The 23,758-nt window shown below is 41.9% G+C and carries 21 protein-coding genes and 1 pseudogene; 18 read left to right on the forward strand and 4 right to left on the reverse strand.

The window, feature by feature from the left end:
• Positions 1 to 95 precede the first annotated feature (95 nt).
• Both HMPREF2802_RS10255 and HMPREF2802_RS10260 read right to left on the reverse strand, forming a co-directional pair.
• On the reverse strand, positions 96 to 575 hold the full coding sequence (locus HMPREF2802_RS10255) for a glutathione peroxidase (RefSeq protein ID WP_002471955.1): 480 nt from the start codon (positions 573 to 575) through the stop codon (positions 96 to 98).
• Between the two features lie 16 nt (positions 576 to 591).
• Positions 592 to 1,038, reverse strand: coding sequence for a MarR family winged helix-turn-helix transcriptional regulator (locus tag HMPREF2802_RS10260; protein ID WP_002471987.1), 447 nt, complete (start codon positions 1,036 to 1,038; stop codon positions 592 to 594).
• 358 nt (positions 1,039 to 1,396) lie between these two features.
• Between HMPREF2802_RS10260 and HMPREF2802_RS10265 the strand changes: the two are divergent.
• The 3 genes and pseudogenes from HMPREF2802_RS10265 to HMPREF2802_RS10275 form a co-directional block, all read left to right on the forward strand.
• Positions 1,397 to 3,632 (forward strand): annotated as a pseudogene (locus HMPREF2802_RS10265) (MMPL family transporter); the annotation flags it as partial.
• A gap of 518 nt (positions 3,633 to 4,150) precedes the next feature.
• Positions 4,151 to 5,080 (forward strand): glycine betaine ABC transporter substrate-binding protein, encoded by a 930-nt coding sequence (locus tag HMPREF2802_RS10270; RefSeq protein ID WP_002471952.1) that lies wholly within the window; start codon positions 4,151 to 4,153, stop codon positions 5,078 to 5,080.
• A 474-nt stretch (positions 5,081 to 5,554) separates the two neighbouring features.
• Positions 5,555 to 6,103, forward strand: a complete 549-nt coding sequence (locus tag HMPREF2802_RS10275) for a TetR/AcrR family transcriptional regulator (RefSeq protein ID WP_070504292.1) — start codon at positions 5,555 to 5,557, stop codon at positions 6,101 to 6,103.
• Positions 6,104 to 6,160: 57 nt separating this feature from the next.
• On the opposite strand, the gene HMPREF2802_RS10280 is transcribed toward HMPREF2802_RS10275, so the two are convergent.
• A complete protein-coding gene (locus tag HMPREF2802_RS10280) occupies positions 6,161 to 7,729 on the reverse strand; it encodes a BCCT family transporter (protein WP_070504295.1) in 1,569 nt (522 codons plus the stop codon).
• 189 nt (positions 7,730 to 7,918) lie between these two features.
• On the reverse strand, positions 7,919 to 8,710 hold the full coding sequence (locus HMPREF2802_RS10285) for a glucose 1-dehydrogenase (protein ID WP_070504298.1): 792 nt from the start codon (positions 8,708 to 8,710) through the stop codon (positions 7,919 to 7,921).
• A 263-nt stretch (positions 8,711 to 8,973) separates the two neighbouring features.
• On the opposite strand from HMPREF2802_RS10285, the gene HMPREF2802_RS10290 reads away from it, so the two are divergent.
• From HMPREF2802_RS10290 to HMPREF2802_RS10360, 15 genes are all read left to right on the forward strand, one after another.
• Positions 8,974 to 9,912, forward strand: a complete 939-nt coding sequence (locus HMPREF2802_RS10290; protein ID WP_070504301.1) for an alpha/beta hydrolase — start codon at positions 8,974 to 8,976, stop codon at positions 9,910 to 9,912.
• 81 nt (positions 9,913 to 9,993) lie between these two features.
• Positions 9,994 to 10,395: a hypothetical protein gene (locus HMPREF2802_RS10295; RefSeq protein WP_141746393.1), complete on the forward strand. Its 402-nt coding sequence runs from the start codon at positions 9,994 to 9,996 to the stop codon at positions 10,393 to 10,395.
• Positions 10,388 to 10,699 carry a hypothetical protein gene (locus HMPREF2802_RS10300; RefSeq protein WP_040806546.1) on the forward strand — a complete coding sequence of 104 codons (312 nt, stop codon included), beginning with the start codon at positions 10,388 to 10,390 and terminating at the stop codon, positions 10,697 to 10,699. Before HMPREF2802_RS10295 ends, HMPREF2802_RS10300 begins: the two co-directional genes overlap by 8 nt.
• 29 nt (positions 10,700 to 10,728) lie before the next feature.
• Positions 10,729 to 11,160: a hypothetical protein gene (locus tag HMPREF2802_RS10305; RefSeq protein ID WP_083307631.1), complete on the forward strand. Its 432-nt coding sequence runs from the start codon at positions 10,729 to 10,731 to the stop codon at positions 11,158 to 11,160.
• 253 nt (positions 11,161 to 11,413) lie between these two features.
• Positions 11,414 to 11,890: a glycosyl-4,4'-diaponeurosporenoate acyltransferase CrtO family protein gene (locus HMPREF2802_RS10310; protein ID WP_070504307.1), complete on the forward strand. Its 477-nt coding sequence runs from the start codon at positions 11,414 to 11,416 to the stop codon at positions 11,888 to 11,890.
• Between the two features lie 139 nt (positions 11,891 to 12,029).
• Entirely contained in the window at positions 12,030 to 13,541 is a 1,512-nt protein-coding gene (locus tag HMPREF2802_RS10315) for a phytoene desaturase family protein (protein WP_070504310.1), read from the forward strand.
• A complete protein-coding gene (locus tag HMPREF2802_RS10320) occupies positions 13,531 to 14,367 on the forward strand; it encodes a phytoene/squalene synthase family protein (protein WP_176744797.1) in 837 nt (278 codons plus the stop codon). Before HMPREF2802_RS10315 ends, HMPREF2802_RS10320 begins: the two co-directional genes overlap by 11 nt.
• Before the next feature lie 4 nt (positions 14,368 to 14,371).
• Positions 14,372 to 15,829: a phytoene desaturase family protein gene (locus tag HMPREF2802_RS10325; protein ID WP_002471982.1), complete on the forward strand. Its 1,458-nt coding sequence runs from the start codon at positions 14,372 to 14,374 to the stop codon at positions 15,827 to 15,829.
• On the forward strand, positions 15,826 to 16,860 hold the full coding sequence (locus tag HMPREF2802_RS10330; RefSeq protein ID WP_083307632.1) for a glycosyltransferase family 2 protein: 1,035 nt from the start codon (positions 15,826 to 15,828) through the stop codon (positions 16,858 to 16,860). Before HMPREF2802_RS10325 ends, HMPREF2802_RS10330 begins: the two co-directional genes overlap by 4 nt.
• Positions 16,861 to 17,164: 304 nt before the next feature.
• On the forward strand, positions 17,165 to 17,833 hold the full coding sequence (locus HMPREF2802_RS10335; RefSeq protein WP_070504319.1) for a spr1630 family ClpXP-sensitive toxin: 669 nt from the start codon (positions 17,165 to 17,167) through the stop codon (positions 17,831 to 17,833).
• Entirely contained in the window at positions 17,772 to 19,025 is a 1,254-nt protein-coding gene (locus HMPREF2802_RS10340; RefSeq protein WP_070504321.1) for a helix-turn-helix domain-containing protein, read from the forward strand. The genes HMPREF2802_RS10335 and HMPREF2802_RS10340 overlap by 62 nt, the downstream gene beginning before the upstream one ends.
• A gap of 117 nt (positions 19,026 to 19,142) precedes the next feature.
• Positions 19,143 to 19,793, forward strand: a complete 651-nt coding sequence (locus HMPREF2802_RS10345; protein WP_002471977.1) for an SDR family oxidoreductase — start codon at positions 19,143 to 19,145, stop codon at positions 19,791 to 19,793.
• Between the two features lie 252 nt (positions 19,794 to 20,045).
• Positions 20,046 to 21,668 carry a xylulokinase gene (locus HMPREF2802_RS10350; RefSeq protein WP_070504324.1) on the forward strand — a complete coding sequence of 541 codons (1,623 nt, stop codon included), beginning with the start codon at positions 20,046 to 20,048 and terminating at the stop codon, positions 21,666 to 21,668.
• Positions 21,668 to 22,948, forward strand: a complete 1,281-nt coding sequence (locus tag HMPREF2802_RS10355; protein WP_256277940.1) for an MFS transporter — start codon at positions 21,668 to 21,670, stop codon at positions 22,946 to 22,948. The genes HMPREF2802_RS10350 and HMPREF2802_RS10355 overlap by 1 nt, the downstream gene beginning before the upstream one ends.
• Positions 22,941 to 23,723, forward strand: a complete 783-nt coding sequence (locus HMPREF2802_RS10360; protein ID WP_070504327.1) for a glucose 1-dehydrogenase — start codon at positions 22,941 to 22,943, stop codon at positions 23,721 to 23,723. The genes HMPREF2802_RS10355 and HMPREF2802_RS10360 overlap by 8 nt, the downstream gene beginning before the upstream one ends.
• The last annotated feature ends 35 nt before the right edge of the window (positions 23,724 to 23,758 follow it).

Below are 23,758 nucleotides of genomic sequence, written 5' to 3' on the forward strand. Positions count from 1 at the left end.
AAAAGCGCAGTGACTCTCGTGGAATGAGAGAAACTGCGTCTTTTAAGCATTTTATAGTTTTATACAACGCGGAAATGCAAATTCTGCCTACTTTATTAAATCAATTTTTCGATATCTTCTATCATGTTTTGTGGTTTGTCTTTGGGTGCGAAGCGTTTTACGACGTTGCCTTCACGGTCGATAAGGAATTTGGTGAAGTTCCATTTAATCTTACTATTGAATAGTCCGTTTTGTTGCTCTTTTAAGTACGTAAAGAGTGGATGTTCGTTTTTACCGTTCACATCAATCTTTGCGTGGAGTGGGAAGGTTACGCCGAAGTTGATTTTACAAGTTTGTGCAACGGTATCGTCTGTCTCAGGCTCTTGGTTCGCGAATTGGTTACAAGGGAAGCCGAGTACTACTAAGCCTTGGTCTTTGTAGCGTTGATAAATCTCTTCTAAATCTTCAAACTGACCTTTCAATCCACATTTCGTTGCTGTGTTAACGATGACCATGACTTGGCCTTTATACTCATCCAACTTGTATGTCTCACCTGTATTCTTCTTCACTTCAATATCATAAATAGATTGTGTCATTGTACCTCATCCTTTCCTATTCTTTATCTTGTAAGAGCTGTTTCAAGTGTACTTCCAACTGTTCCAACGTCTGTTTCGCTTGTTGATAGCTTTCGAGATCTAGTTCTGAGGAGACGCATTCTGAGATGGCTTTGAAGACGGCAGCTTGTTCGCGTGTGCCTTTCTCAGTGAGTGATACGACGAGTTGACGTTTGTCTTGTTCTGATTTGTGCCGTTCGACCCAGCCTGCTTGTTCTAGCCTTTTTAAAAGGGGAGTGAGCGTGTTGCTGGATAAATCGAGTTGTTGGCCGATTGCATTCAGTGTTTGAGGACTCTGCTCCCACAGCGTCAATAGCACTAAATATTGCGAGAATGTCAGTCCAAATTGTTTAAGTTGCTGTTCGTAAAATTGACCGAATAAGCGATTCACGTTGTAGGCGGAGAAACAGAGTTGATTCGCAAGTTTCATATCTGATAGATCCATGTATCCACTCCTTTCAATCGTGTGCGATTAATTTAACTATAACCAATCGCGCGCGACTAATCAACAATTATGTACTCCTTATTATAAAAGGGTAGGGGAAAATTAGAGCGCTATGTCGCATTTTTAAAGTAAAAGAAAAACTGATAACTACGCGATTTAAACGAGAAAATACCAACAATTTTGCGTATTTGTTGCATTTTTAAACACAATAAACAAACTAATGGTGTTCAATGAAAAATGAGGCGAGTACACTGTAAAATGTGTTCCAAAATAGGGCGTAATATTACTTTTAAAATTACGTGAAAAGGGAAAAGTTGGAGTAATTCCAAATTTAGAATAAGTCATAGGAGGTAGTGTCTTGGCAAAGTTACTGTATAGAATGGGCTCGTTCATCGCGAAGCACAAGTGGTCAGCGCTCTTTGCATGGATCATTGTGTTAGCCATCATCATCGGCACGCTCGTCGTTAACGCGCCGAAGTTCGACGATGACATCACGATGAATGGTCTGAAATCCATCGATACAAATGACAAGATCAGTAAAGAATTCCATCAGGATAGTCAGAAAGCGAAGATGCGGATTGTCTTCCACTCGGATAAGGACAATGGCATTACAGATAAAGATACGAAGAAAGATATTCAGAAAGCACTAGACAACATTAAACAAGATGATGACTATGTGCAAAATATTTCTGATCCATATGACAGTGGACAGGTAAACAAAGAGAAAGATACTGCGATTGCAGATATCAACTATGTCGTTTCTCAAACGAATATGCAGGATCAATCTAAGAAGATCATCAATAAAGAGCTTGATGATGTAAAAGATGATCATAATCTTAAGATTGAACAGACAAATCAAATGTCTATGAAGACTGAAGTCGGCGGTACTTCTGAAATTGTAGGTATCATTGCTGCCTTCATTATCTTACTCATCACATTTGGCTCAATCATCGCAGCAGGTATGCCGATTGTCAGCGCATTAATCGGTCTCGGTACAAGTGTTGGTATTATCGGACTGTTAACGTATGCGTTCGATATTCCAAACTTTACATTAACGCTTGCCGTCATGATTGGACTCGCGGTCGGCATCGACTACTCCTTATTCATCCTATTTAGATATAAGGAAATTGCGAAGAAAGGTAAAGATCCGATCGAAGCGATTGGCCTTGCGGTAGGTACTGCAGGTAGTGCGGTCATCTTCGCAGGTATTACGGTAATGGTTGCCGTTTGTGGTCTATCACTCGTCGGCATCGACTTCTTAGCCGTGATGGGCTTTGCTTCAGCAATTAGTGTGCTCTTTGCGGTACTTGCAGCGCTCACACTTTTACCAGCGCTCATCAGTATTTTCCGCAAACATATCAAGTTGAGAAGTAAGAAAGAGAAACAACAATCTCAAGCTACAACTTCTACGACAGAAGATGCACAAGGTGTACAACACCAAGCAGCGCAACAACCACAAGATGAAGAAGCGAAGAAAGCACAAGGCAATGGTTGGGGCAGATTTATCACTGGTAAACCGCTCATTGCAGCGATCATCGGTTTAGTCATCTTAATCATTGCACTCATTCCGGTAACGCATATGCGTTTAGGTATGCCGGATGACAGCTTGAAACCGCAGAATTCACCAGAGCATAAAGCTTACAACATGATCTCTGATAACTTTGGTGAAGGTTACAATGGTCAAATCGTCATGCTCGTAAATACGAAAGATGGCGGTAGTAAGAAAGATATTGAGAATGACTTAGACAATATTCGCGATGATATTAAAGATTTAGATCACGTGGATAAAGTTGAAAAAGCACATCTCAATGAAAATAATCACTACGCATTAATTTCTATCGTTCCAGACGAAGGACCTAATGCGAAGTCAACTCAAGATTTAACTTACGAATTACGTGACTACCATAGTCAAGCGAAAGAAAAATATGACTTCAACACAGAAATTTCAGGACAAAGTGTCATTAACATTGATATGTCAGAAAAACTCAATAATGCAATTCCTGTATTCGCAGGTGTTATCGTAGCGATTGCATTCGTTCTCTTACTCTTTGTCTTCCGTTCAATCGTTGTACCGTTGAAAGCCGTGCTTGGTTTCGTACTCTCTCTCGCAGCGACACTCGGCTTTACAACACTCGTTATGCAAGACGGATTCTTAGGCGGACTCTTTGGCGTAGATGCGACAGGACCGATACTGGCGTTCTTACCAGTTATCGTCATCGGTATACTCTTCGGTCTCGCCATCGACTACGAACTGTTCTTGATGACACGTGTACACGAGGAATACAGTAAGACTGGTGACAATGACCGTGCGATCTTAGTCGGTATCAAACAAAGTGGTCCAGTCATCGTAGCAGCTGCACTCATCATGTTCAGCGTGTTTATCTCATTCGTCTTCCAAGATGACACAGCAATCAAATCTGTAGGTCTCGCACTCGCATTCGGTGTACTCTTTGATGCCTTTATTGTTCGTATGATGATTATTCCAGCATTGACGAAACTCTTCGGCAAAGCATCATGGTACTTACCGAAATGGTTAGATGCGATCTTGCCTAAGATTGACGTGGAAGGTAAGGCATTAGAAGAAGATGATTCAGAAGCAACAAATAAAGATAAAGACGCGCAACAAAGCATGGCACCAGCAGCTACACATGATCGTTCTGAAGCGGCTGGCTCTGATTTACCTTCAGATCAAGTCGATCCAGACCGTCAACATGCAGATAGTCACAAACCTGCATACACAACTTACGAATCAGGTCGTCCAGAAGGTGCAGGCTATTCAGAAGACAGTCACTTCTACAATGCGTATAACAGTTACTTCACAGGTGCACATGCGAGCGAAGATATTGACTATGAACGTGCTTACACTGAAGACAGCCGTTACAGTCAGTATAACGATCAACAAGAGCCATCAGACGAAGAACAGAAACGTAAGATTGAGAAGACAACTGAGCTTTACGAAGCGCTTGCGCAAGAGTCTTCAGATCAAGACATTGTCTTTAACGCATTGATGCTTTATGCACGTGTGAACCATAAAGATATTTATGATAAGTATAAAAATGATCGTACGAATGGATACGGAGACTTAGATTAATTTCACAAGGAGGAACGAATGATGATCAAGCGACGTTTATTTAAGACGTTCGGCCTCATCGCCACACTCGCCTTAGCCCTCGTGCTAAGTGCGTGTGGTAATGGCGGTGCTTCAGATGACAAAGCGACGTCATTAGGGGACAAAGATGTCGAAATCCCTTATATCGCGTCTGACAATTCGTCACCACGCTCACTTGTCATTGCTGAAGTGTTGAAGAAAGCAGGCTATAACGTGAAGACGACACCAATGCCAGCGAGCGGTCCAATGTACGCGTCTGTTTCTCAGGATAAAGACCAATTCCATGCATCAGGCATTTTCCCATCTACAGACAAACGTTATTACAACAAGTTTAAAGATAACTTAACTGTTTATGATAAAAAGCATTTAAACGATGACGTGAAAGTCGGTCTTGCAGTACCTAAGTACATGAAAGACGTGGACTCTACTCGTGACTTGAAAGCGAAAAGCTTTGGTGACAAAGTAGACTGGACTATCCAAGGTACAGACAAACGTAACGGTGTCATGAAACAAACGAAAGACGAGATTGGTGACAATGACTTAAGTAAATACAAATTACACAAGTCATCAGACCAAGAACAATTCAAGAAGATTCAAGAAGCATACAAGAAGCAACAACCTCTCGTCTTTACAGCGATGGATCCTAGTTGGATTAACAAAGAACTCGACTTCAAGATGTTGAAAGATCCAGAGAAGATTTATGGTTCTAACGATCAACACATTGACTTAGTCTTCAATAAAGACTTTAAACAGAATCATCCAGGTGCGTACACGATTGCGACACGCATTGCTGATGACTGGAGTCAGAAAGATGAAGAAGACTTAGCGAAGAAAATCTTTAAAGAGAACAAGAATCCACAACAAGTTGCTAAGGACTATGTAGACGATCACGACAATAAAGTCGATGATTGGAAGAAAGATATCGGTGATTAATTCGCTGGTGTAAACTTCTGGGATAAAATAAAGGGAGTTCTGGTTAATTATGAGTTGCTCCCTTTAATCGTCCCAAATTCATAAAGATTAGCATAAGGTAATGAATTCAGATATAATTCAAATTCTCCCAATATACAATAAGTAACTATAAAAATATGTAACTCCTTAGATCGTCCCTATTTGAATGGTTTGTGTAGCGATTGACCATTTAGATAGGGGCGATTTTTAGTGTTGGATGAGGGGATGTAGGGCGACTTTAGTGTTAGATAGGTTAGGTGATTTTAGTGACAGGAGAGCTAAAGTTGGTTATTGAGAAGAGAGGGATTACGACAATTTTAGAAATATGATGAGTAAACGACAAGCTTTTTACAAATATGGGTGAGATAAAGGTTGTGGCTTGGTAATTGATGTTTGTGTGTGATAAATTACGTTTAAACGAAAGACTGAAGATTGATTGCATGAGGAGGCAGGACGGTGAACGCACAATCCCCTGTACAAAAACGCACGGTTCAACACATTATTCAAGTGACGTATGACCTCTTGAATACGCACTATTTCGATATGTTAACCGTTCAACAACTATGTGAAGAAGCGGAGATTAATCGCAGCACATTCTACCGCTACTTTGAAGATAAATATGATTTGTTGTATCATCTTGCACAGTTTATAGGTCAAGAATTTGAGAAACGGAAGCTCAGACATAATGATGAAACGAGTTTGAATTTCTTTGCCGCCTACTTTGAGGAGAATAAAGCGATCTTTAAACATGTGCTCTCTTCAGAGCGTTCCGTAGAAGTATTAAACGAACTGAAACGCATTCATAGTAAGATATTGAGAGAGGAAGCACGCACAGATGATGACGTATTAGCGCAAAAGATTCGTGAGTCGAGCCAACCTGAAATGTTCTGTGACTTTATCAGCAGTGGCTTGATTGAAATCTTACGTAACTGGACTGAGAATAAATATGAAGAGGATACGAAGACGTTATTTAAGTTTCTTAACGAAATCTTGCATACATTGTAGAGCAATAAAGCCTATGCTGACATACGTTTGAATGCGTATGAGCATAGGCTTTTTAGCTTATTGATTCATATGTTTTTCTTGTTCTTTCACGTAGAATTGATGTTGTTTTTCATTAGGCTGTAATGACAGTCCTAAGAATTTGCGTTCGGCATTGGCATCTTTGTAGAAAGCAATCATCATCATTATCACGACGATACTGAATGGTAAGGCTGAAATGATTGCGGCGGATTGTAAGGCATCGAGTCCTGTGTCTCCACCTGCTAGGAGTAAGACGTAAGCGATAGCAGCCAAGCCGATACCCCAAACAATTTTCACAAAGCCAGATGGATATAACGTACCAAATGATGTTTGCGAACCGAGCACGTAAGTCGCCGAGTCAGCTGATGTGATAAAGAATGACGAAATCAAGAGCAATGCGACCATTGATAAGATGAAACTCATTGGCAAGTGACTGAAGATACCGAAGAGTTGCGTCTCAGGTGGCATTTCAAAGATTTTCTTATGTGCTTGACCGACGTGAATACCTGTCGTACCGAATGCGCTGAACCAAATGACACTCACGATGAACGGAGCGCCTAGCACCGCGATAGCGAATTCTCGGATACTGCGGCCTTTAGAAATACGCGCGATAAAGAGACCGACGAACGGACTCCAGCTCATCCACCAGCCCCAGTAGTTCAGTGTCCATAACTGTAGCCATTTCGATTTCTGATGGTTTAATGGCGCACTGTCTAAGCTGATTTCGAAGAATGAATTGAGATAATGTCCTACACCATTTGTGAGTGTGTTTAAGATGAGCACTGTCGGACCAACGATAAGGATGACGATGAGTAATAGCGCCGCAAAGAACATGTTCAAGTTACTTAAATATTGGATACCTTTGCTGAGACCGCTCCAGGCACTGTATAAAAATAGTACAGTGACAATCGCGATAATGATACCTTGAACGAGTTTATTATTCGGCAGTCCAAAGAGGTAGTTCAAACCACCATTGATTTGCATAGCACCTACACCGAGTGAAACTGCCACACCAATAATTGTCGCGAAGACAGATAGAGCATCGATGACATCGCCCATCCAACCTTCGACTTTGTTGCCTAAAATAGGGCGTAATGTGCGTGATATCAAGCCTTTTTCGCCTTTTCTAAACTGAGCATAAGCCAGAGCTAATGCCACGATGCCGTAGACTGCCCATGGATGGAAACCGTAATCAAGGAACGAATACTTGAACGCATCCGCCATCGCTTTCTTCGTCTCAGGATCGGCAGTGGCAGGTGACAAGTAGTCTGAAATCGGTTCAGATGCACCGTAGAAGACAAGACCGATACCCATACCTGCACTGAAGAGCATAGTAATCCATGAAATGCGATTGAAATCCGGTTTGTCATCTGGCTTTCCTAGCTTCAACTTACCAATAGGGCTGAAGATAAGAAAGGCAAAGAAACCTAAGATCACAGTATAAAGTAGCATGTAGTACCAACCGAAAGTATGTGAAATCCACGTAGCAATGGCACTTGAAATGCGGCCGAACTGATCTGGAAAGATCGCGCCAAGAATAACGAGAATTCCAACAACACTTCCCGCATATATAAAGACATTTGATAACTTGCGTCGTTGCGCTTGCAAAATGAAACCCTCCCAATATGTAAAGTCAGATATGCTTACTATAACATACTAGGAATTGAGTTCAATTTATTGCGTTCAGCAACTACTAGAAAATTTAATTGATAAAGTCGCGAAATATTAAAAAATAGAGAGCAGGAAGTCTGCCCTCTGTGTAAAAGTTAAGAAAACAAAAATATACTCACTTAAATTCTATCCTTTTCCACCCATAAAGGCAGGATAGTTCGTCATACCACCATCTACATAAATCGTCGTACCATGAATATAGCTCGCTAAATCGGAAGCTAAGAAGAGCGCAGTGTTAGAAATATGATGCGGTTCACCAATTTCACGCGCCGGAATCATCTTCAACGTCTCTTCACGCGTCTCTGGATCATCGAATTTCTCACTCGTACGTTCAGTCATAATCGCACCTGGTGAAATATTATTAATGCGAATACCGTGTTGCGCATATTCCATCGACATCGTCTCCATCATCAGTTTCACGCCACCTTTACTAGCGGCATAGCTGACATAGTTCGGCCATGGAATCGTGTCGTGAACGGAAGAAATATTAATGATGACACCTTTCTTATCCTCGCTCAAGAACTGCTTGATTGCCGCTTGAGAACCTAAGAACGCGCCGGTTAAATTGACGTCTGTCACTTTCTGCCAGTCTTTGAGTGACATTTCATGCGTTGGGATAGGTTGCTCGTAACCTGCGTTATTGATGAAGATATCGAGCGTGCCAAACTGCTTCACTGTTTCTTCGACGAGATGAGCCATATCCTCTTCTTTCGTCACATCACCTTGGACTTGGATGGCTTGTCCACCTGCATCTTTAATGGTTTGAATCGATTTTTTAACCGTCTCATCATGGTTGGAACTGCGCACGTTCAATACGACTTTCGCTTTGGACTTACCGAAGGCTTGTGCCATGTCGGCGCCGAGTCCACTTCCTGCGCCTGTGATGACGACTACTTTATCTTCAATATCTGTAAACATTACTTTTCCTCCTTCGCTGAACTACGCTATTTTAGGTAAAATGCACGCCTCGTAGCTCACGTTTTTAAAATTTGTAGAAGTCATTTTAACAACATCTTTATCACCTGTTATATTACAGTATTCCCAAGTTAAAGAGGGATTATAACTTACCTCGGGAAAATTTTACTCAAAGCCTATTCCAATATAGCGGGAGGGGTACGGATGGGGTATAATAAACGTTAAAGGTTTAGAAAATTCAGATTCGAAATCAAGGTGAAAGATAAATGGAGTTAAGTAAAGGTTTGGCTGCGTATCGTATGCAGATGAAAGAAGCGATTGGATTAGATATCCTTGACCACGGTTTCACCAAGGAAGAAAGTGAGCGCATCTTCGACTATGTGCATCAATTTCTGCCGGAAGTGGCACATGTTGAATCTCGGACAATCAATCCGACTGGGCAACAGGATATACATATGCGAATTTATACGCCAATGACATTAAAAACGAGACGGGCAGTCGTTCTCTATCACGGTGGAGGATGGCGTGGCGGTTCGCTCGATACGATTGAGTTGCCTGCGCGAGAGCTGGCGGAACGACTCGGTTGTAAAGTCTTCTCTGTGACTTATCGACTTGCGCCTGAACACAAGTTTCCTCGAGGATTGGAAGATTGCTATCAAGCTGCAATGTGGATTGTTGAACATGCGCAAGATTATGATGTTAATCCAGAACATCTCATAGGTGTGGGTGAAAGTGCAGGTGCGAATCTCGTCACTGCAGTAGCAATGAAGCTTAAAGATGAGCAAGCGAACTTTCAATTTGATAAAGTCGTGCTCTTTTACCCAGCACTAGATGGACGCGTGTTAACGAACCGCGATGAAGAGAACTACCCAAGTATGAATCGTTTCAAAGATGGTCCGCAAATTTCACGCGCCTCCATGCAAAGTTGTTATGAGATGTATGTGGAGGATACGAAAGATGTTGATCATCCATACGTGTCACCTGTATTAGCACAGGAATTATCAGATTTTCCACAAACAATGATCTACGCTGCCGAACTCGATCCGCTCTGTGATGAAGGGGTGACATTCGGCCACAAATTGGCTGATCAAGGCGTAGAGGTAACGACGAAAGTCATGCCGAAACTCATTCACGCCTTTTTCCTCTATCCACTAGAGGAGTTAGACGCCGTTTATCGAGAACTCAACGATTTCATCCAAGCATAGAAGTAAGATATCATCGAAGACAAGGAGAGGGACAAGATTAACATACTGAGAATCACAACCATTGCCTTAGCAATTGCGCTCGTGACACAATTAGTCAAAGTTCATTTGACCGACCATCATAAGAACCACGAATGGACGAGCTATGTGGAAGAACAACATGAGCGCATTGAGTTATACACGCGTTACAACTATCAACATGTTGACGACCTAGATATGAAATTAGGGAAACTTCGAGATCGTCAGACCACACCGTCATTAACAGTGAAAGTTCGCGTCAATCATAGTTGGAAACATTATTTAGACGTCCATCTGACGCAGGATACGCCATTTGATGGCAAGTCCGTCCAAAGTAGTCCTGCACTTCACAAGTGGCAGCGTCACAGTCGACTAGCGACGGTAGATGAAATTGTCGAAACGATGCACGCCAAATCTGTGACCGACGCTTTAGAACAGCTCAAGAAAGAGGGTGCGCACCATGACTAGACTCCAATATATTATGCGAAGAGGGATGGGCATTGTCGGCATTCTCTTCGTTATCTATACGGTCGCAGTGCTACTCTTGCTGTTCGCTAATTTAATCGCATTATTCTTTATGCCGCTCATGATCTTTCTGTTAAAAGCCTGGTGCTTGAAAGCAGCAATCTTTGTCGTAATTGGAGCAGTTGTGGCGGTTATTAACTCGTTCATCCGAGAGACGAAGTACCATTCACAAAGTATTCTGCTGTTATACTGCATTACGTTATTTTGTTTAGTGATGGCAACTGAGATTATTAAACACATTAACTGATTCTAGGAGCGATAGAGGAGGTTACAGTTGTGCCACGCGACAAGCGATTCTATTTATATTACGTGCTATGGGGTATTGCTTTGACCTTAATGCTGTACGTCATATTTGTAATTGTAGATCAACTCTTTCACATGCATCTTGCGGGATTAATTTTAAATTTAGATTTCTTGCTGGATCCTGCCCACACACCGTTTGTAGTTGAGTTATTCTGTCACTTATGTATTACGCTTGTGATCTTAGCTGCGAGCTTATGGGTCGATCGCCGTCGAGGTTGGAACTTTAAACTTTGGCTCGGCATCTTAGCTGTCTTTTTCATTGTTCTTTACCCATTGATGATAGGGCTATCTCAGCGTAAGATTTTCCAATATCACTTCGGTGCGCATGTGTTATGGATCGTCGGCCACTTCATCTTTCTAGGTTTGATGGCAGGCGTAGTAAAGCACAGTAGACGTTTTGAGTAAGGGGGTTCGAGCCTAGGACGATGTCGGTAAAATGTTTGAAGGCTGCAAGAATTTTTAAAAGATTTTTGACAAACTGATATTTTTCGACAAAATAGGGTAATACTATATCTAAGTGGAATAAGAGAACTTAATTTAAATACTAATTCACATACGTTAATGGGACGAGGTGATTAATTATTTGACGACAAATAGTTAATCGCTCGTCCCTTTTCACTCAAAAGGAACTAAATTGTGCTAAAGAGAGTTGAGGAAGATGGAACGATTAGTGCTGAAAAATATAGTAGGATGGTTTCTCGTACATATGATTGTATCGATAGGGGTAGCACTCATCCCGATCCAGCAACTTCGACGCATACGTCCTTACTTTCGCAACTTTAGAAATGAAGCGGATGTCCTAAAGCGTTATCTACATATTCGCCGATGGAAAGATCAATTACCCGAAAGTTCTCAATTTCTCTTCTTAAGTTATGATAAATCTCACTTAAACGAACATACTGAGGATTTAGTCGAACGCTTTCTTCTCGAAGTCAATCGTGCGGAATTGACACATTGGCTTTCGATGGCGCCATTTCCGCTCTTCTTCTTGTGGAACCCGCCTCGTTATCGCGCCATTCATGTTATTTACGCTGTGATGAGCAATCTGCCATTTATTTTAGTACAACGTTATAATCGCATACGACTTGAACGTGTGCTTAAGAAGATGAACCAACGTCACTCTAAGACACCATAACTGAAATCGTTATAGAGTGAAGTGGGAGGCTACGATATTTCTTAGTCATTTTACCTCTCGTAAGTAACTGAAGTGAATCGCGTTCAACATACGGCAACAACGCTTTAATAAGACTATCTCGCAATGAAAGGATGATTATGTGACTCGTGTAATTGTCATTGGCGCTGGTGTAGCAGGATTAGCTAGTGCGATAAGACTGCAGAACGAAGGTTATCAAGTCACGATTGTGGAGAAGCAATCTCACGTCGGTGGAAAGATGAATCGCGTGGACTTTGATGGCTATACCTTTGATTTAGGGCCCACCATAGTTATGATGCCTGAGCTTTATCGTGAAATCTTTGAACTCACAGGCGTAGATGCGGACGACTATATCCCGATGCGACGTTTAGATCCTATGTATAGTAGCTACTTCGATCATGGTCAAACGCGTTTCGAAGTCTCGAATGATTTGGTTAAGATGCGCGAGATGTTTGAATCTGTGAGCGAAGCGGATGCAGCAGGCTTTCTGCGTTATCTCAGTGATTTATACTCACGCTTTCTGACAGCGAAAGATTACTTTCTTCAACGGTCCTTTAATCGTAAAAGAGATTTCTACAACTTTACCACTTTGTATCAAGGCATGAAGTTAAAAACGTTAAATAGTGCAGAGAAGTTGCTTCAAAAATATATTTCAGATCAACGTATGCGTCAGATGATCAGCTTTCAAACGCTTTATATTGGTATTTCTCCACATAAAGGGCCATCACTCTATACGATTATTCCTCTCATCGAATTTGTTTATGGCGTGTGGTTTATTCAAGGGGGCATGCGTACGATGGCTGAAAGTATGGCACGCCGGTTTAAAGAGATGGGCGGCGATATTCAACTCGAAACACCAGTTACAGACATTTGCGTGTCAGAGGGCACAGTTCAAAGTGTCCAAACCCCAGAAGGCAGATTGGCGTCAGACATTGTCTTGTGTAATGCAGACTTCCCATATGCGATGAAATATTTATTAGAGGAACCCCAACACAAAGGGAACTATCCAGACAAGAAGATAGATCGCATGGACTACTCTTGTTCTTGCCTGGTGTTCTATTTTGGTATGGATCAGAAATTTAATGCGCTATCGACTGTTCACAACTTCGTCTTCTCTGAGAATTTAGACCGCAATATTCATCAAATATTCGAGGGCGACGTCATTACTGATCCATCTCTATATTTTTATGTCGCATCGCAATTAGATCCGTCACTTGCACCTGAAGGGAAAGACGGTATTTATGTGCTGATGCCAGTGTCGAATACGCAAGTAATGAAGTATCAATGGACGGAAGCAATGACGGATTATTATCGTCAGAAAGTATTGGATAAAATGTCAGAGCTCCCAGAGTTTGAACACTTTGCGCAATATATTCAGTCAGAGCGTGTTACAACGCCTAAAGATTTCGAACAAGACTTCAATGCCTATTACGGTGCTACATTTGGTTTAATGCCGACATTGGCACAAAGTAATCATTTACGCCCTCAAAGTAAGTCGGCTAACGTGCGCGGACTTTACTTCACGGGAAGTAGTACACATCCTGGCGCTGGTGTGCCGATCGTCTTATTATCGGCGAAGATTGCTGTAGAGGAGATTTTAAAAGATGCACGAGGAGGTCATTATGAAAAATAGAGATTTGGCTTACTGTGAACGTGTGATCAAACAACATTCGAAATCGTTCTATTACGCCTTCTCCCAATTGCCGAAACAAGACCGTTTAGCCGTGTATGCGATTTATGCGTTTTGTCGTATGTGTGATGATGCGGTAGATGAAGAACAAGGGTCGATTGATCAAATTCAACGCGAACTTGATCATTTTAAACGAGGAAAGGTAGTTGATCATCCTGTATGGAGAGCGCTTGCGTGGGTACACGAACGTTATGAGATCAACACTGACTTTTACGATGAGCAGATAGAAGGGCAACGAATGGATTTGATGTTCAAGCAACCTGAGACGTTTGAAACGCTAGTGATGTATTGTGAGAAAGTCGCTGCGTCGGTTGGCGGGATGTTACTGCCGATATTGAGCCATGAAGTTGATGCGCAACGTTATGCTCAGGCGCGTCGTCTGGGCGTCGCGATGCAGTTGACGAATATATTGCGCGATGTGGGAGAAGACTATCGTGATTTGCAGCGTATCTATTTGCCACGTCAAATGATGGCACACTATGGTGTGACGGAAACGCAAATTGCACAAGGACAAGTGACAAATGGCTTTAAGCAACTCTTTGAAGCACTGGCAGCTGAAGCGGAAACACGTTATAAGCAATTTCGTGATGAGTTGTCACATTATAAGAGGGAAGCGAGACTGCCGGTATGCTTATCGGCGACCGTGTATGGAGAAATTCTCAATGTGATTCGCGAACATCATTACGATTCACTTTCTCAACGACACGTCGTACCTCGTAGTCGTAAGCAAGCGTTATATCGTAAAGAGAAACATAAAGTAGGAGGTTGAGATCATGCCTAGCAAAGTAGTAGTTATCGGTGGCGGATTAGGCGGAATGTCTGCGGCGATTACGTTGCGTCAACGCGGCTTTGATGTCACGTTATATGAGAAAAATGATCATCTCGGAGGCAAGCTTAATCGTCGTGAACAGGACGGTTTCGGTTTTGATTTAGGGCCTTCACTCTTGACGATGCCTAAAGTGATGGAACGGCTATTTAAGCGCAGTGATAGAGAGATGCGTGATTATGTGGACATTACTGAAATCCCCTTACAATGGCGTGCCTTCTTTCCTGATGGTGCAAAGATTGATTTGTACCAAGATCTCGAACGTATGCAAACGGCGTCGCAATTATCAGAGCGTGATATGTCTGAGTATCGCCAATTTCTTAACTACGCCGGCCGATTAGATCGTTTAACGGAACAAGGATATTTCCGACATGGTCTCGATAACTTACGCCAAGTGATACGTTATTATGGACCGTTCAAAGCGCTACAATTCGATGTCTTTCGGACGATGCAACAAGCGATTAATCACTTCATTAGTAATGCGCATTTACGAGATATGTTGGGATATTTTATTAAATACGTCGGCTCCAGTGCCTACGATGCGCCAGCAGTATTGAACATGATGGCACATATGCAACATGAACAAGGCGTTTGGTATGTCCAAGGTGGTTTGCATAAACTGGCACAAGGAATGGAACAATTTGCGCGCGATATTGGTGTGCAGATAGAACTGAATGCTGAAATTACCCATGCCACGACAGAGAAAGAGCGTATTGAAAGTCTCGTAGTCAATGGTCAGACTGTGAGTGCCGATGTGTTCATTTCGAATATGGAGGTACTACCATTTTACCGTCATATCCTTGATTATACGCCGAAACAACTTAAGAAATGGGAACGCAAATTCCCACCGGCTAGCTCTGGCTACGTCATGCATCTCGGTTTGGATAAGCAATATTCGCAACTTGCGCATCATAATTTCTTCTTCTCTAAAGATTCAAAGCGCAATTACAAGCAAGTCTTTCATGACAAGATGTTACCGACGGATCCGACGATTTACCTCGTCCATACGACTACGACAGATGCGACGCAAGCACCTGAGGGTTCTGACAACTTAAAGATCCTGCCTCACATTCCTGCAGGAGCATCCTTTACTGAGGCGAGTTACCAACGTTTCCGTGAACGTGTCTTAGACAAGTTAGAGGCGATGGGACTTGAAGGTTTACGGTCGCACATTGTCTCAGAGTATACGTTGACGCCAGATGACTTACACGCACTCTATTATTCTGATGGGGGTTCCATCTATGGCACGCTGTCAGATCGTCGATTGAATCGAGGGTTTAAGCACCCTAAGCGGTCTGAAGTAGTCGATAATCTATACTTTGTTGGTGGCACTGTTAACCCTGGTGGAGGTATGCCGATGGTCGTGCTTAGCGGTCAGCAAGTCGGTGAGATGATTCCCGAATGAAGCGATTACTCTTTCTGATATTTTGCAGTTTACCACTCATATTGCTGGGTCGAGCGCGCTATATTCAGTCTACGCATTCAGGTGTCAGACGTCAGGTGTCGATTATCATTCCTGCACGAAACGAAGCACATCGTCTTCCTCGGTTGTTGAAGTCGATTCGTCGTCAGCAACAAGTAGAGGTAGAAGTCATTGTAGCGGATGACCAGTCGACGGATAACACACGAGCGATTGCGCAAGAATATGGTACAGATGTTGTCGATGTTGAGCCTCACACTTGGTCAGGTAAAAGTTACGCTTGCTACGTCGGGGTTCAAATAGCACATCATGAACGCTTATTATTTATGGATGCGGATACCTTTTTTACTCATCCCTACGCATTGAGAGATTTCCTGGGAAATGGTCAAAGTCAGGGCGTATTGAGTGTGCAACCTTATCATGAAACAGGTGGTGCCTTGGAGCGACTCGCTTCTGTTTTTAATATTGTTACGGTAGTCGGTATGAATATCTTTAGTCTCTTGCCTCATATGCAGACGTCTTGTTTATTTGGTCCAGTCATGTTGACCCATCGAGAAGATTATTGGCGTATCGGAGGTCATCGTGTGGCGAAAGACGCAGTGATGGAAGGTGAGGCGTTGTATCGAGCGTATGCACGAGCTGGGATACCTATCGATTTGCGTTTAGGAAAAGGTTATGTTCACTTCCGTATGTATCACAGTCTCTCAGAAATGGTGCGAGGATTTCGTAAGCACATCGCAGTCGGTTCAGGTCAAACGCATCCATGGGTAATGACGTTAGTTATGCTGTGGTTAAGTGGAAGTATAATTGCGGTGGCGTCACGTCGGTTATCAGCTCTCCTATGTTATGGTTTGAGTTTCTTTGCTTTAAGCCAACGTGTCATTTCAACACGTCTTAGTTCTATAGTTACGTTTCCACTACATGTGCTGTTTTTCTTCTACGTTTACGGTTTGTCTTGGTACAGCACAAAGCTACGCAAACAAGTAGAATGGAAAGGACGACATATTGAGTTATAGAATGGTTTATTGAAGTCTAGATCGTAGTGTTGGGAATGCTGCGGGCTGGTTTTTAAAATGTGAAGCATCACTGCTTTCGAGATTTGATTCATAGTCAATAGATGACAATATCAACCTGTGAGATAAAAAGATTTGAGATGTTGTATTGAGCATTGAATTTATAATAGATTTCTTCAAAAGAATGGAGTATGATAACTCTAAACTTATTTAGAAAGGCAGGTCAGACACCACGAATACACTTGAAAATCGTTTTAAAGAAGAATTAGTCAAAGGGATTATTAAAGGTTATAAAGACTATATTCAAGTGCGCAAAAATGCAAACGAAACTTTAAAAATTAGTGATGCATATTGCTATGTTAAGGGAAATCATATTGAGAATCAGATTGCTATTCATTTAGAACACTTATTTGAGCATTCTAAAAAGAAAGCAGGATTTAGTTGGAAATTTCTAGAGTTTATGAAGATTGATGATAGTGATAATCATGTTTTTTCATTTGTTGTAAAAAACGAAAGGTACTTTAATGAAAATAGAGTTTCATATGGAAGAAACCCTTTCCAAGAAGAAACTAATGAAAAGAAATATTTAAAAGAACTTATAAACAAAAATAAAGATGTAAATACAGAGCGAGTTAGAAGTAATTTTAAGAAGAGTTATCAACTAGATGCTAATGAATTGCTGTTTAATGAGAGAAAAGAAGAAAGAAAAGCAAATTTCTATATAATAACTTATAACATAGAGTTAACATCTGAGAAATCCTCTTCGATAAAAATTTGGTTGCCTATTCCTGAAACAAATACTGCCGAGTTAATTGAAGATTTAACTTCTATAATGAATAAAGTTTCAGATATTGATGGATATAAATTTAGTCAGCAAGAGATAAGTATATTAGAGGCTAGTCAAGAAGAAAAAGATGAAAAAACTGAAAATGTATTTAGTATTGTATCGGGAAAAAAAGAACAAGATAAAAGTTAATAAGAATAAACGAAAGTGTGATGAACTTATGTTCTACGGGGAAAATTTAGAAGCGATTAGACTGTTGAATAATAAAAGTCGAAGTGACATCGCAAGGGATTTAAGAGTTGATGAGCGAAGAATATGGCAGTATGAAACGGGTCAACTTACACCTAATCTAGGTGAAGTTTTTAACCTGGCATGTATTTTTAATGTACAAACACAATACTTCTATGCAGAGTCACCAATGATAGGTCAGCTTGGTTTAGTTAAGAAAGATTCTATTTTTTATTCTTATAAGGAAAGTGAATATATTAAACCAAGAGAAATCGACCCTCAATATTACGAAGCAAATACGTTTAGTACTATCTCTCAATTCATATTGAGCTATTGTAGTTTTCCTGAAACTGTATTGAAAAAGATAATTATTGAGATAGATAAAACACGTTTGAAAGAAACCAGTAGAGAAGATTTTATTAAACAGGCGGCAAATATAGCTAGAAGTTACATCACTAATGCAGAATTCAATGAAGATTTATTATTAGATTTTGAAAAAGCAGGAGTAATGGTATATGAAAGAAGCTCACTTGATATTGTGAAATCGTATAGTTTTTGGGATTTGGCAGGACATCCTCACATAATAATGTGTAACCTGAAAAGAGTGGTAGGGAATCAGAATTTAGATCTTGCTTATGAATTAGGATATCTATTACTTAATAGACATGCTGAATTAACTATGGCTTCTGGTGATGACTTCGAAAGATTGAATAGGAATGCCTTTGATTTCACGCGTCATTTTTTATTGCCTCAAAGTGAATTAATCAAAGAGTGTCAGCCGTATAAAAGAATTACGTGGCGCGTATGGGAGAAAATAGCACACAAATGGAAAGTTCCTGTCTCATTAGTTACACTGCACGCAAGAAAAGCGGGTATTATCTCTTATAAACAATACTGTTATTATGAAGGTAAGATCCACGACGGAACGCTTTCTAGTAAAAAACAACCCCCATCGGAATGTGCTATTAAAATAAGATGTCTTTTAAAGGATATGGTTAGGAAAAATATCATCTCATCAACCTACCTATTTAATTATTTTAAAATAGAAAATGCATTTCTGAAGAGACTCATATCAATCGATTTAACGCGTTATGATAATAAGCCAACCCCAGTTAATTCTAACGTCATTAATTATAAGGCCTTGGTTCAGAAGTAAGATGAGGTTGTAGATAGTTTAATCTCGCCCTAAACATCGGTCTATGTTTACTCCAATATAAAGGTGGTACTTAAATAATATGTACATGCATATATTCTAAAAGGAGTGATTTAGAAGATGGAAATCTTAGTTATCGGTGCAAATGGCGCTGTAGGTAGAAAAGTTATTGCGCAACTTAAAGAAACAGGACATCACTCTATCGCATTAGTACGCAAGGAAGAACAAGTATCAGATTTACGTGAAATTGGTGCAGACCGTGTCATGGTTGGAGATCTTGAAGAAGATTTCTCTGACGCATTTAAAGATGCGGAAGGTGTAATCTTCGCAGCAGGTTCAGGTGGCAGCACAGGTGCTGACAAGACAATGATGGTTGACCTATGGGGTGCGAAGAAAGCAGTTGACTATGCGAATAAATATCATATTAAACGTTTCGTACAACTCAGTGCGACAGACAGCCTTCATCCTGAAGAAGAGTCAGAAGTTATGAAACCTTATGCGGTTGCTAAACACTTCTCAGACTTATACATTGAAGATTCAGGTCTCAACTACACAATCGTACATCCTGGCCCACTTCAAGACGACGAAGGTACAGGCAAGATTGAAGTATCAACAGAGCTAGAAGACGATCCTAGCAGCTACAAGATTCCTCGCGAAGATGTAGCTACAGTGCTTGTTAATGCATTGGATACAGAAGAAGTAGAGCACAAACATATCTTTATTCAATCTGGTGAAACACCAGTCTTAGAAGCACTTACAGGAGCTAAATAAATTTACTAGAAACTCATAGGACGTAGACACCATGCTTATCCGTTATGTTAGGTAAGCGATGCTCGACGTCTTATGAGTTTTTTTCTGTTTTAGTAACGAAATGCTTTCCATTTGTTTAAAAAGGGCCACCCCTTCACTTCCCGTTAAAACAATATATCTTCAAATTTATTTCATTGACTGTGGCAACTATGTTGTAAGATAATTATTTTGTAAACGATTACATAATTTAAATACATATAGTGAGGTATTGAGATGACGACTTCTGAAATCAAGCAACTGATTGACGCAGGTCAGTTGTCTATTGGTATTGAATTTGGTTCTACGCGCATCAAGACTGTAGCGATAGATCCTGAATGTCGAACGATAGCTACAGGTTCGTTTGAGTGGGAGAATCAATTCAAACATGGTTACTGGACGTATTCTATGAACGATGTCTGGGTCGGCTTGCAGCGAAGCTACGCTGAGATGACCGATGCCATTAAAGATCAATACGATACGACAGTGAGACGCATTGCATCACTAGGTATCAGCGGAATGATGCATGGTTATCTTGTCTTTGATGAGCATGATGATTTACTCGTGCCGTTTCGAACTTGGCGTAATAACAATGCGAATGAAGCGGCCAGTATACTGCGCGAAGATTTCCAGGTGAATATCCCAGAGCGCTGGAGTATTGCGCAACTCTATCAACCCGCAATCGACAGAGAAGAACATGTACCACACGTGCGTTATATGACGACGCTTGCAGGTTACGTTCACTGGTATTTATCAGGTGAGCGCGTGCTTGGAATCGGTGACGCTTCAGGGATGTTTCCGATTGATAGCGAGACGCTGACTTACCGGTCGGATTTATTGCAGCGTTTCAATACACATTTTCACGAAGCGGGATATACACAACAGATTGAAGATATCTTACCTGAAGTGGTTGTGGCAGGTCAGTCTGCGGGACGTCTAACTGAGATAGGTGCCAAGTTGATTGATCCTCACGAAGAGCTTGAAGCAGGCTGTCCAATGTGTGCGCCCGAAGCAGATGCGGCAACAGGCATGGTTGCGACGAACAGTGTCGCACCTCGTACGGGGAATGTGTCAGCGGGTACGAGCATCTTCTCCATGATTGTGTTGGAGAAACAGATTCAACAGCTCTATCCAGAGGTGGATATCGTCTCAACGCCAGACGGTTACGAGGTCGCGATGATTCACGCCAACAATTGCACGTCGGATATCAACGCATGGGTCGGCATCTTTGAAGAGTTACTGCAACGTTTAGGTGTGGATTATGATAAAAATAACCTCTTTACAACCTTATTTGAAAGCGCTTTAGACGGAGATAACGATTTAGGTCAATTATTGTCCATCGGCTACGTTTCGGGTGAATTTATTACTGATGTCCCTCAAGGGTACCCGTTATTGCTCCGTTCGTTAGATAGCAATTTCAATCTCGCGAACTTTATGAAATCACAAATTTATAGTGCTTTTGCGACGCTTAAAATTGGCATCGATTTATTAAAAGAGAACGAACAGATTCAAATCGATTCAATGTTGGGTCACGGTGGCATTTTTACCACGAAAGAAGTGGCACAACGTTACATGGCGGCTGCACTCGAGAGTCCAGTCAGTGTGATGCAAACAGCGTCAGAAGGTGGCGCATGGGGGATTGCAGTACTCGCACGATATCTCGTGGCAGAACACAAAGATTTAGCACAGTTCCTCAATGACTCAGCGTTCGAAGCGTCAGACGCCATCACGATTGAACCGACTGAAGCGGAGATTGACAGTTTCCGAAACTATACTGAACGTTTCAAAGCGGGAATGGAACTCGAGCACGTAGCAGATCAGCAGTTCAACTCAAATAAAGATAGAAAGCGGGATCAGTAGTGGGCAAGGATTTAAATACAAATAGTCAACGTCAGTTTCTAGGTTTACCGATGATCTTACTTTGGGGTTACGTCGCGGTGGCGATCTTCATGACTGGAGATGGCATTGAACAGGCCTTCTTATCGAAATACATTAGGATGCTGGGCTTTGACAGTGGGCAAGCAGGGAATGTCCTTACCGTTTATGGTTTCGTCGTGGCCATCGCCTCTTGGATGTCCGGGGTGCTAGCTGAAATCTTCAGCCCACGCCGTGTGATGATCTTCGCCTTTATCATGTGGATTATCTTTCACGTCGGCTTCCTCGTCCTCGGTTTAGAACAACATAGCTATCCAATGATGCTCATCATGTACGGCATCCGTGGCCTCGCTTATCCGATGTTTATTTACAGTTTCGTCGTGTGGATTACATACTCTGCACCACGCTATAAACTTGCGTCGGCGATGGGCTGGTTCTGGGCAATGTACTCCATCGGTATCGGCGTGATTGGCACCTACCTACCGAGCTTCACAATTCCATGGCTAGGCTACATGGGCACATTGTGGTCATCGATTATCTTTATCTTCATCGGTGGTATGCTCGCGATGTTCTTGGTAAAAGACAAGCAGGGTGCGCAAAGTGAAGCGAAGCAGTTGACTAAGAAAGAAATGTTAGGCGAATTTGTGAAAGGAATTACGATATTACGTAATCCTCAAGTGGCGATTGCTTGTCTCGTGCGAATCATTAACCAACTCTCACTCTTTGGTCTCGTGGTCTTTATGCCAAGTTTCTTTACAGACCACGTTGGTTTCTCTATGGCACAATGGCTGAGAATTTGGGGTGTCATGTACATCGTGACCATCTTTACGAACCTCTTCTGGGGCGTCGTAGGAGACAAGATTGGCTGGATTCGCCAAGTACGCTGGTTCGGGTGTATCGGTATGGCGCTATCGACTTTAGCATTCTACTACATCCCATTGTGGACCGGTCCAAACTTCTGGGTTGCACTCATCGCAGCGGTTGTCTTCGGATTCGCCGTGGCAGCATTCGTGCCGATGTCAGCCATTTTCCCAACACTAGAGCCAGAGAATAAAGGGGCGGCAGTCTCTATTCACAACTTATCTGCCGGTCTCAGTAACTTTATGGGTCCATTGATTGCGAGAGCAGCCTTACCTTTAGGTGGCACACGCGCAGCAATCTGGGCGCTAGCGATATTCTACATTATCGGGTTTGTATTGACCTTCTTTATGAAAGTCCAACAACCTCGACAAACTATAGAGAGAAAGGTGTCAGAACATGACTAACATTATTGAACAATTTAAACTCAACGGTAAAGTAGCCATCGTCACAGGAGGTGCAATGGGCTTAGGTCAAGCTATGGCAGAAGCACTTGCCCAAGCAGGCGCAGACATCGTGATTGCCGATATCAACCTTCCGCTCGCGAAGAAGACCGCGCAGAAGATTAGTGAGGCTGAAGGTGTGAAGACGACTGCGATTGAAACTGATGTGACAGACCCTGAAGCGGTCATTCAAATGGCGGACACAGTAGTAGAGGAGTACGGCAAGATTGATATCCTCGTGAACAACGCCGGTATGACTATCAACGAGAAAGCAGAAGAGATGTCTTACGAGAACTGGAAGAAAGTCATGGATTTAAACTTGAACGGTATCTTCCTAGTCGCTCAAACTGTAGGTAAAATTATGATCAAACAAGGCTACGGTTCAATCATCAATACGTCTTCTATGTCAGGTTTGATCGCAAACAAACCACAAGAACAATGTTCATACAACGCGTCTAAAGCAGGCGTTATCATGTTGACGAAAAGTCTGGCAATGGAATGGTCTAAATACGGTATTAAAGTCAATACCATTGCGCCAGGTTACATGAAGACTGAATTGACGAAACCATTCTTCGATGAAGGTGGCGCGATGATCGACGATTGGATGGGCTTCACGCCAATGGGTCGCCCAGGTGCGCCACATGAACTTGGCGGTATCGTCGTTTATCTCGCATCTGATGCCTCTTCATTCGCACAAGGTAGCGTGTTTACGATTGACGGGGGTTATACAGCGTTGTAAGGGAAAATATAAGGATAGTCCATCGTCTGTGAGGG

This window comes from Staphylococcus sp. HMSC071G07 (assembly GCF_001811435.1).
In the GTDB taxonomy this organism is placed as follows: Bacteria; Bacillota; Bacilli; order Staphylococcales; family Staphylococcaceae; genus Staphylococcus; species Staphylococcus pettenkoferi.

Coding starts and splice junctions, on each gene's coding strand:
- HMPREF2802_RS10270 (WP_002471952.1), top strand. CDS start 4,151: ATGATCAAGCGACGTTTATTTAAGACGTTCGGCCTCATCGCCACACTC.
- HMPREF2802_RS10290 (WP_070504301.1), top strand. CDS start 8,974: ATGGAGTTAAGTAAAGGTTTGGCTGCGTATCGTATGCAGATGAAAGAA.
- HMPREF2802_RS10325 (WP_002471982.1), top strand. CDS start 14,372: ATGCCTAGCAAAGTAGTAGTTATCGGTGGCGGATTAGGCGGAATGTCT.
- HMPREF2802_RS10345 (WP_002471977.1), top strand. CDS start 19,143: ATGGAAATCTTAGTTATCGGTGCAAATGGCGCTGTAGGTAGAAAAGTT.
- HMPREF2802_RS10310 (WP_070504307.1), top strand. CDS start 11,414: ATGGAACGATTAGTGCTGAAAAATATAGTAGGATGGTTTCTCGTACAT.
- HMPREF2802_RS10320 (WP_176744797.1), top strand. CDS start 13,531: ATGAAAAATAGAGATTTGGCTTACTGTGAACGTGTGATCAAACAACAT.
- HMPREF2802_RS10300 (WP_040806546.1), top strand. CDS start 10,388: ATGACTAGACTCCAATATATTATGCGAAGAGGGATGGGCATTGTCGGC.
- HMPREF2802_RS10255 (WP_002471955.1), bottom strand. CDS start 575: ATGACACAATCTATTTATGATATTGAAGTGAAGAAGAATACAGGTGAG.
- HMPREF2802_RS10360 (WP_070504327.1), top strand. CDS start 22,941: ATGACTAACATTATTGAACAATTTAAACTCAACGGTAAAGTAGCCATC.
- HMPREF2802_RS10350 (WP_070504324.1), top strand. CDS start 20,046: ATGACGACTTCTGAAATCAAGCAACTGATTGACGCAGGTCAGTTGTCT.
- HMPREF2802_RS10260 (WP_002471987.1), bottom strand. CDS start 1,038: ATGGATCTATCAGATATGAAACTTGCGAATCAACTCTGTTTCTCCGCC.
- HMPREF2802_RS10340 (WP_070504321.1), top strand. CDS start 17,772: ATGAAAAAACTGAAAATGTATTTAGTATTGTATCGGGAAAAAAAGAAC.
- HMPREF2802_RS10330 (WP_083307632.1), top strand. CDS start 15,826: ATGAAGCGATTACTCTTTCTGATATTTTGCAGTTTACCACTCATATTG.
- HMPREF2802_RS10285 (WP_070504298.1), bottom strand. CDS start 8,710: ATGTTTACAGATATTGAAGATAAAGTAGTCGTCATCACAGGCGCAGGA.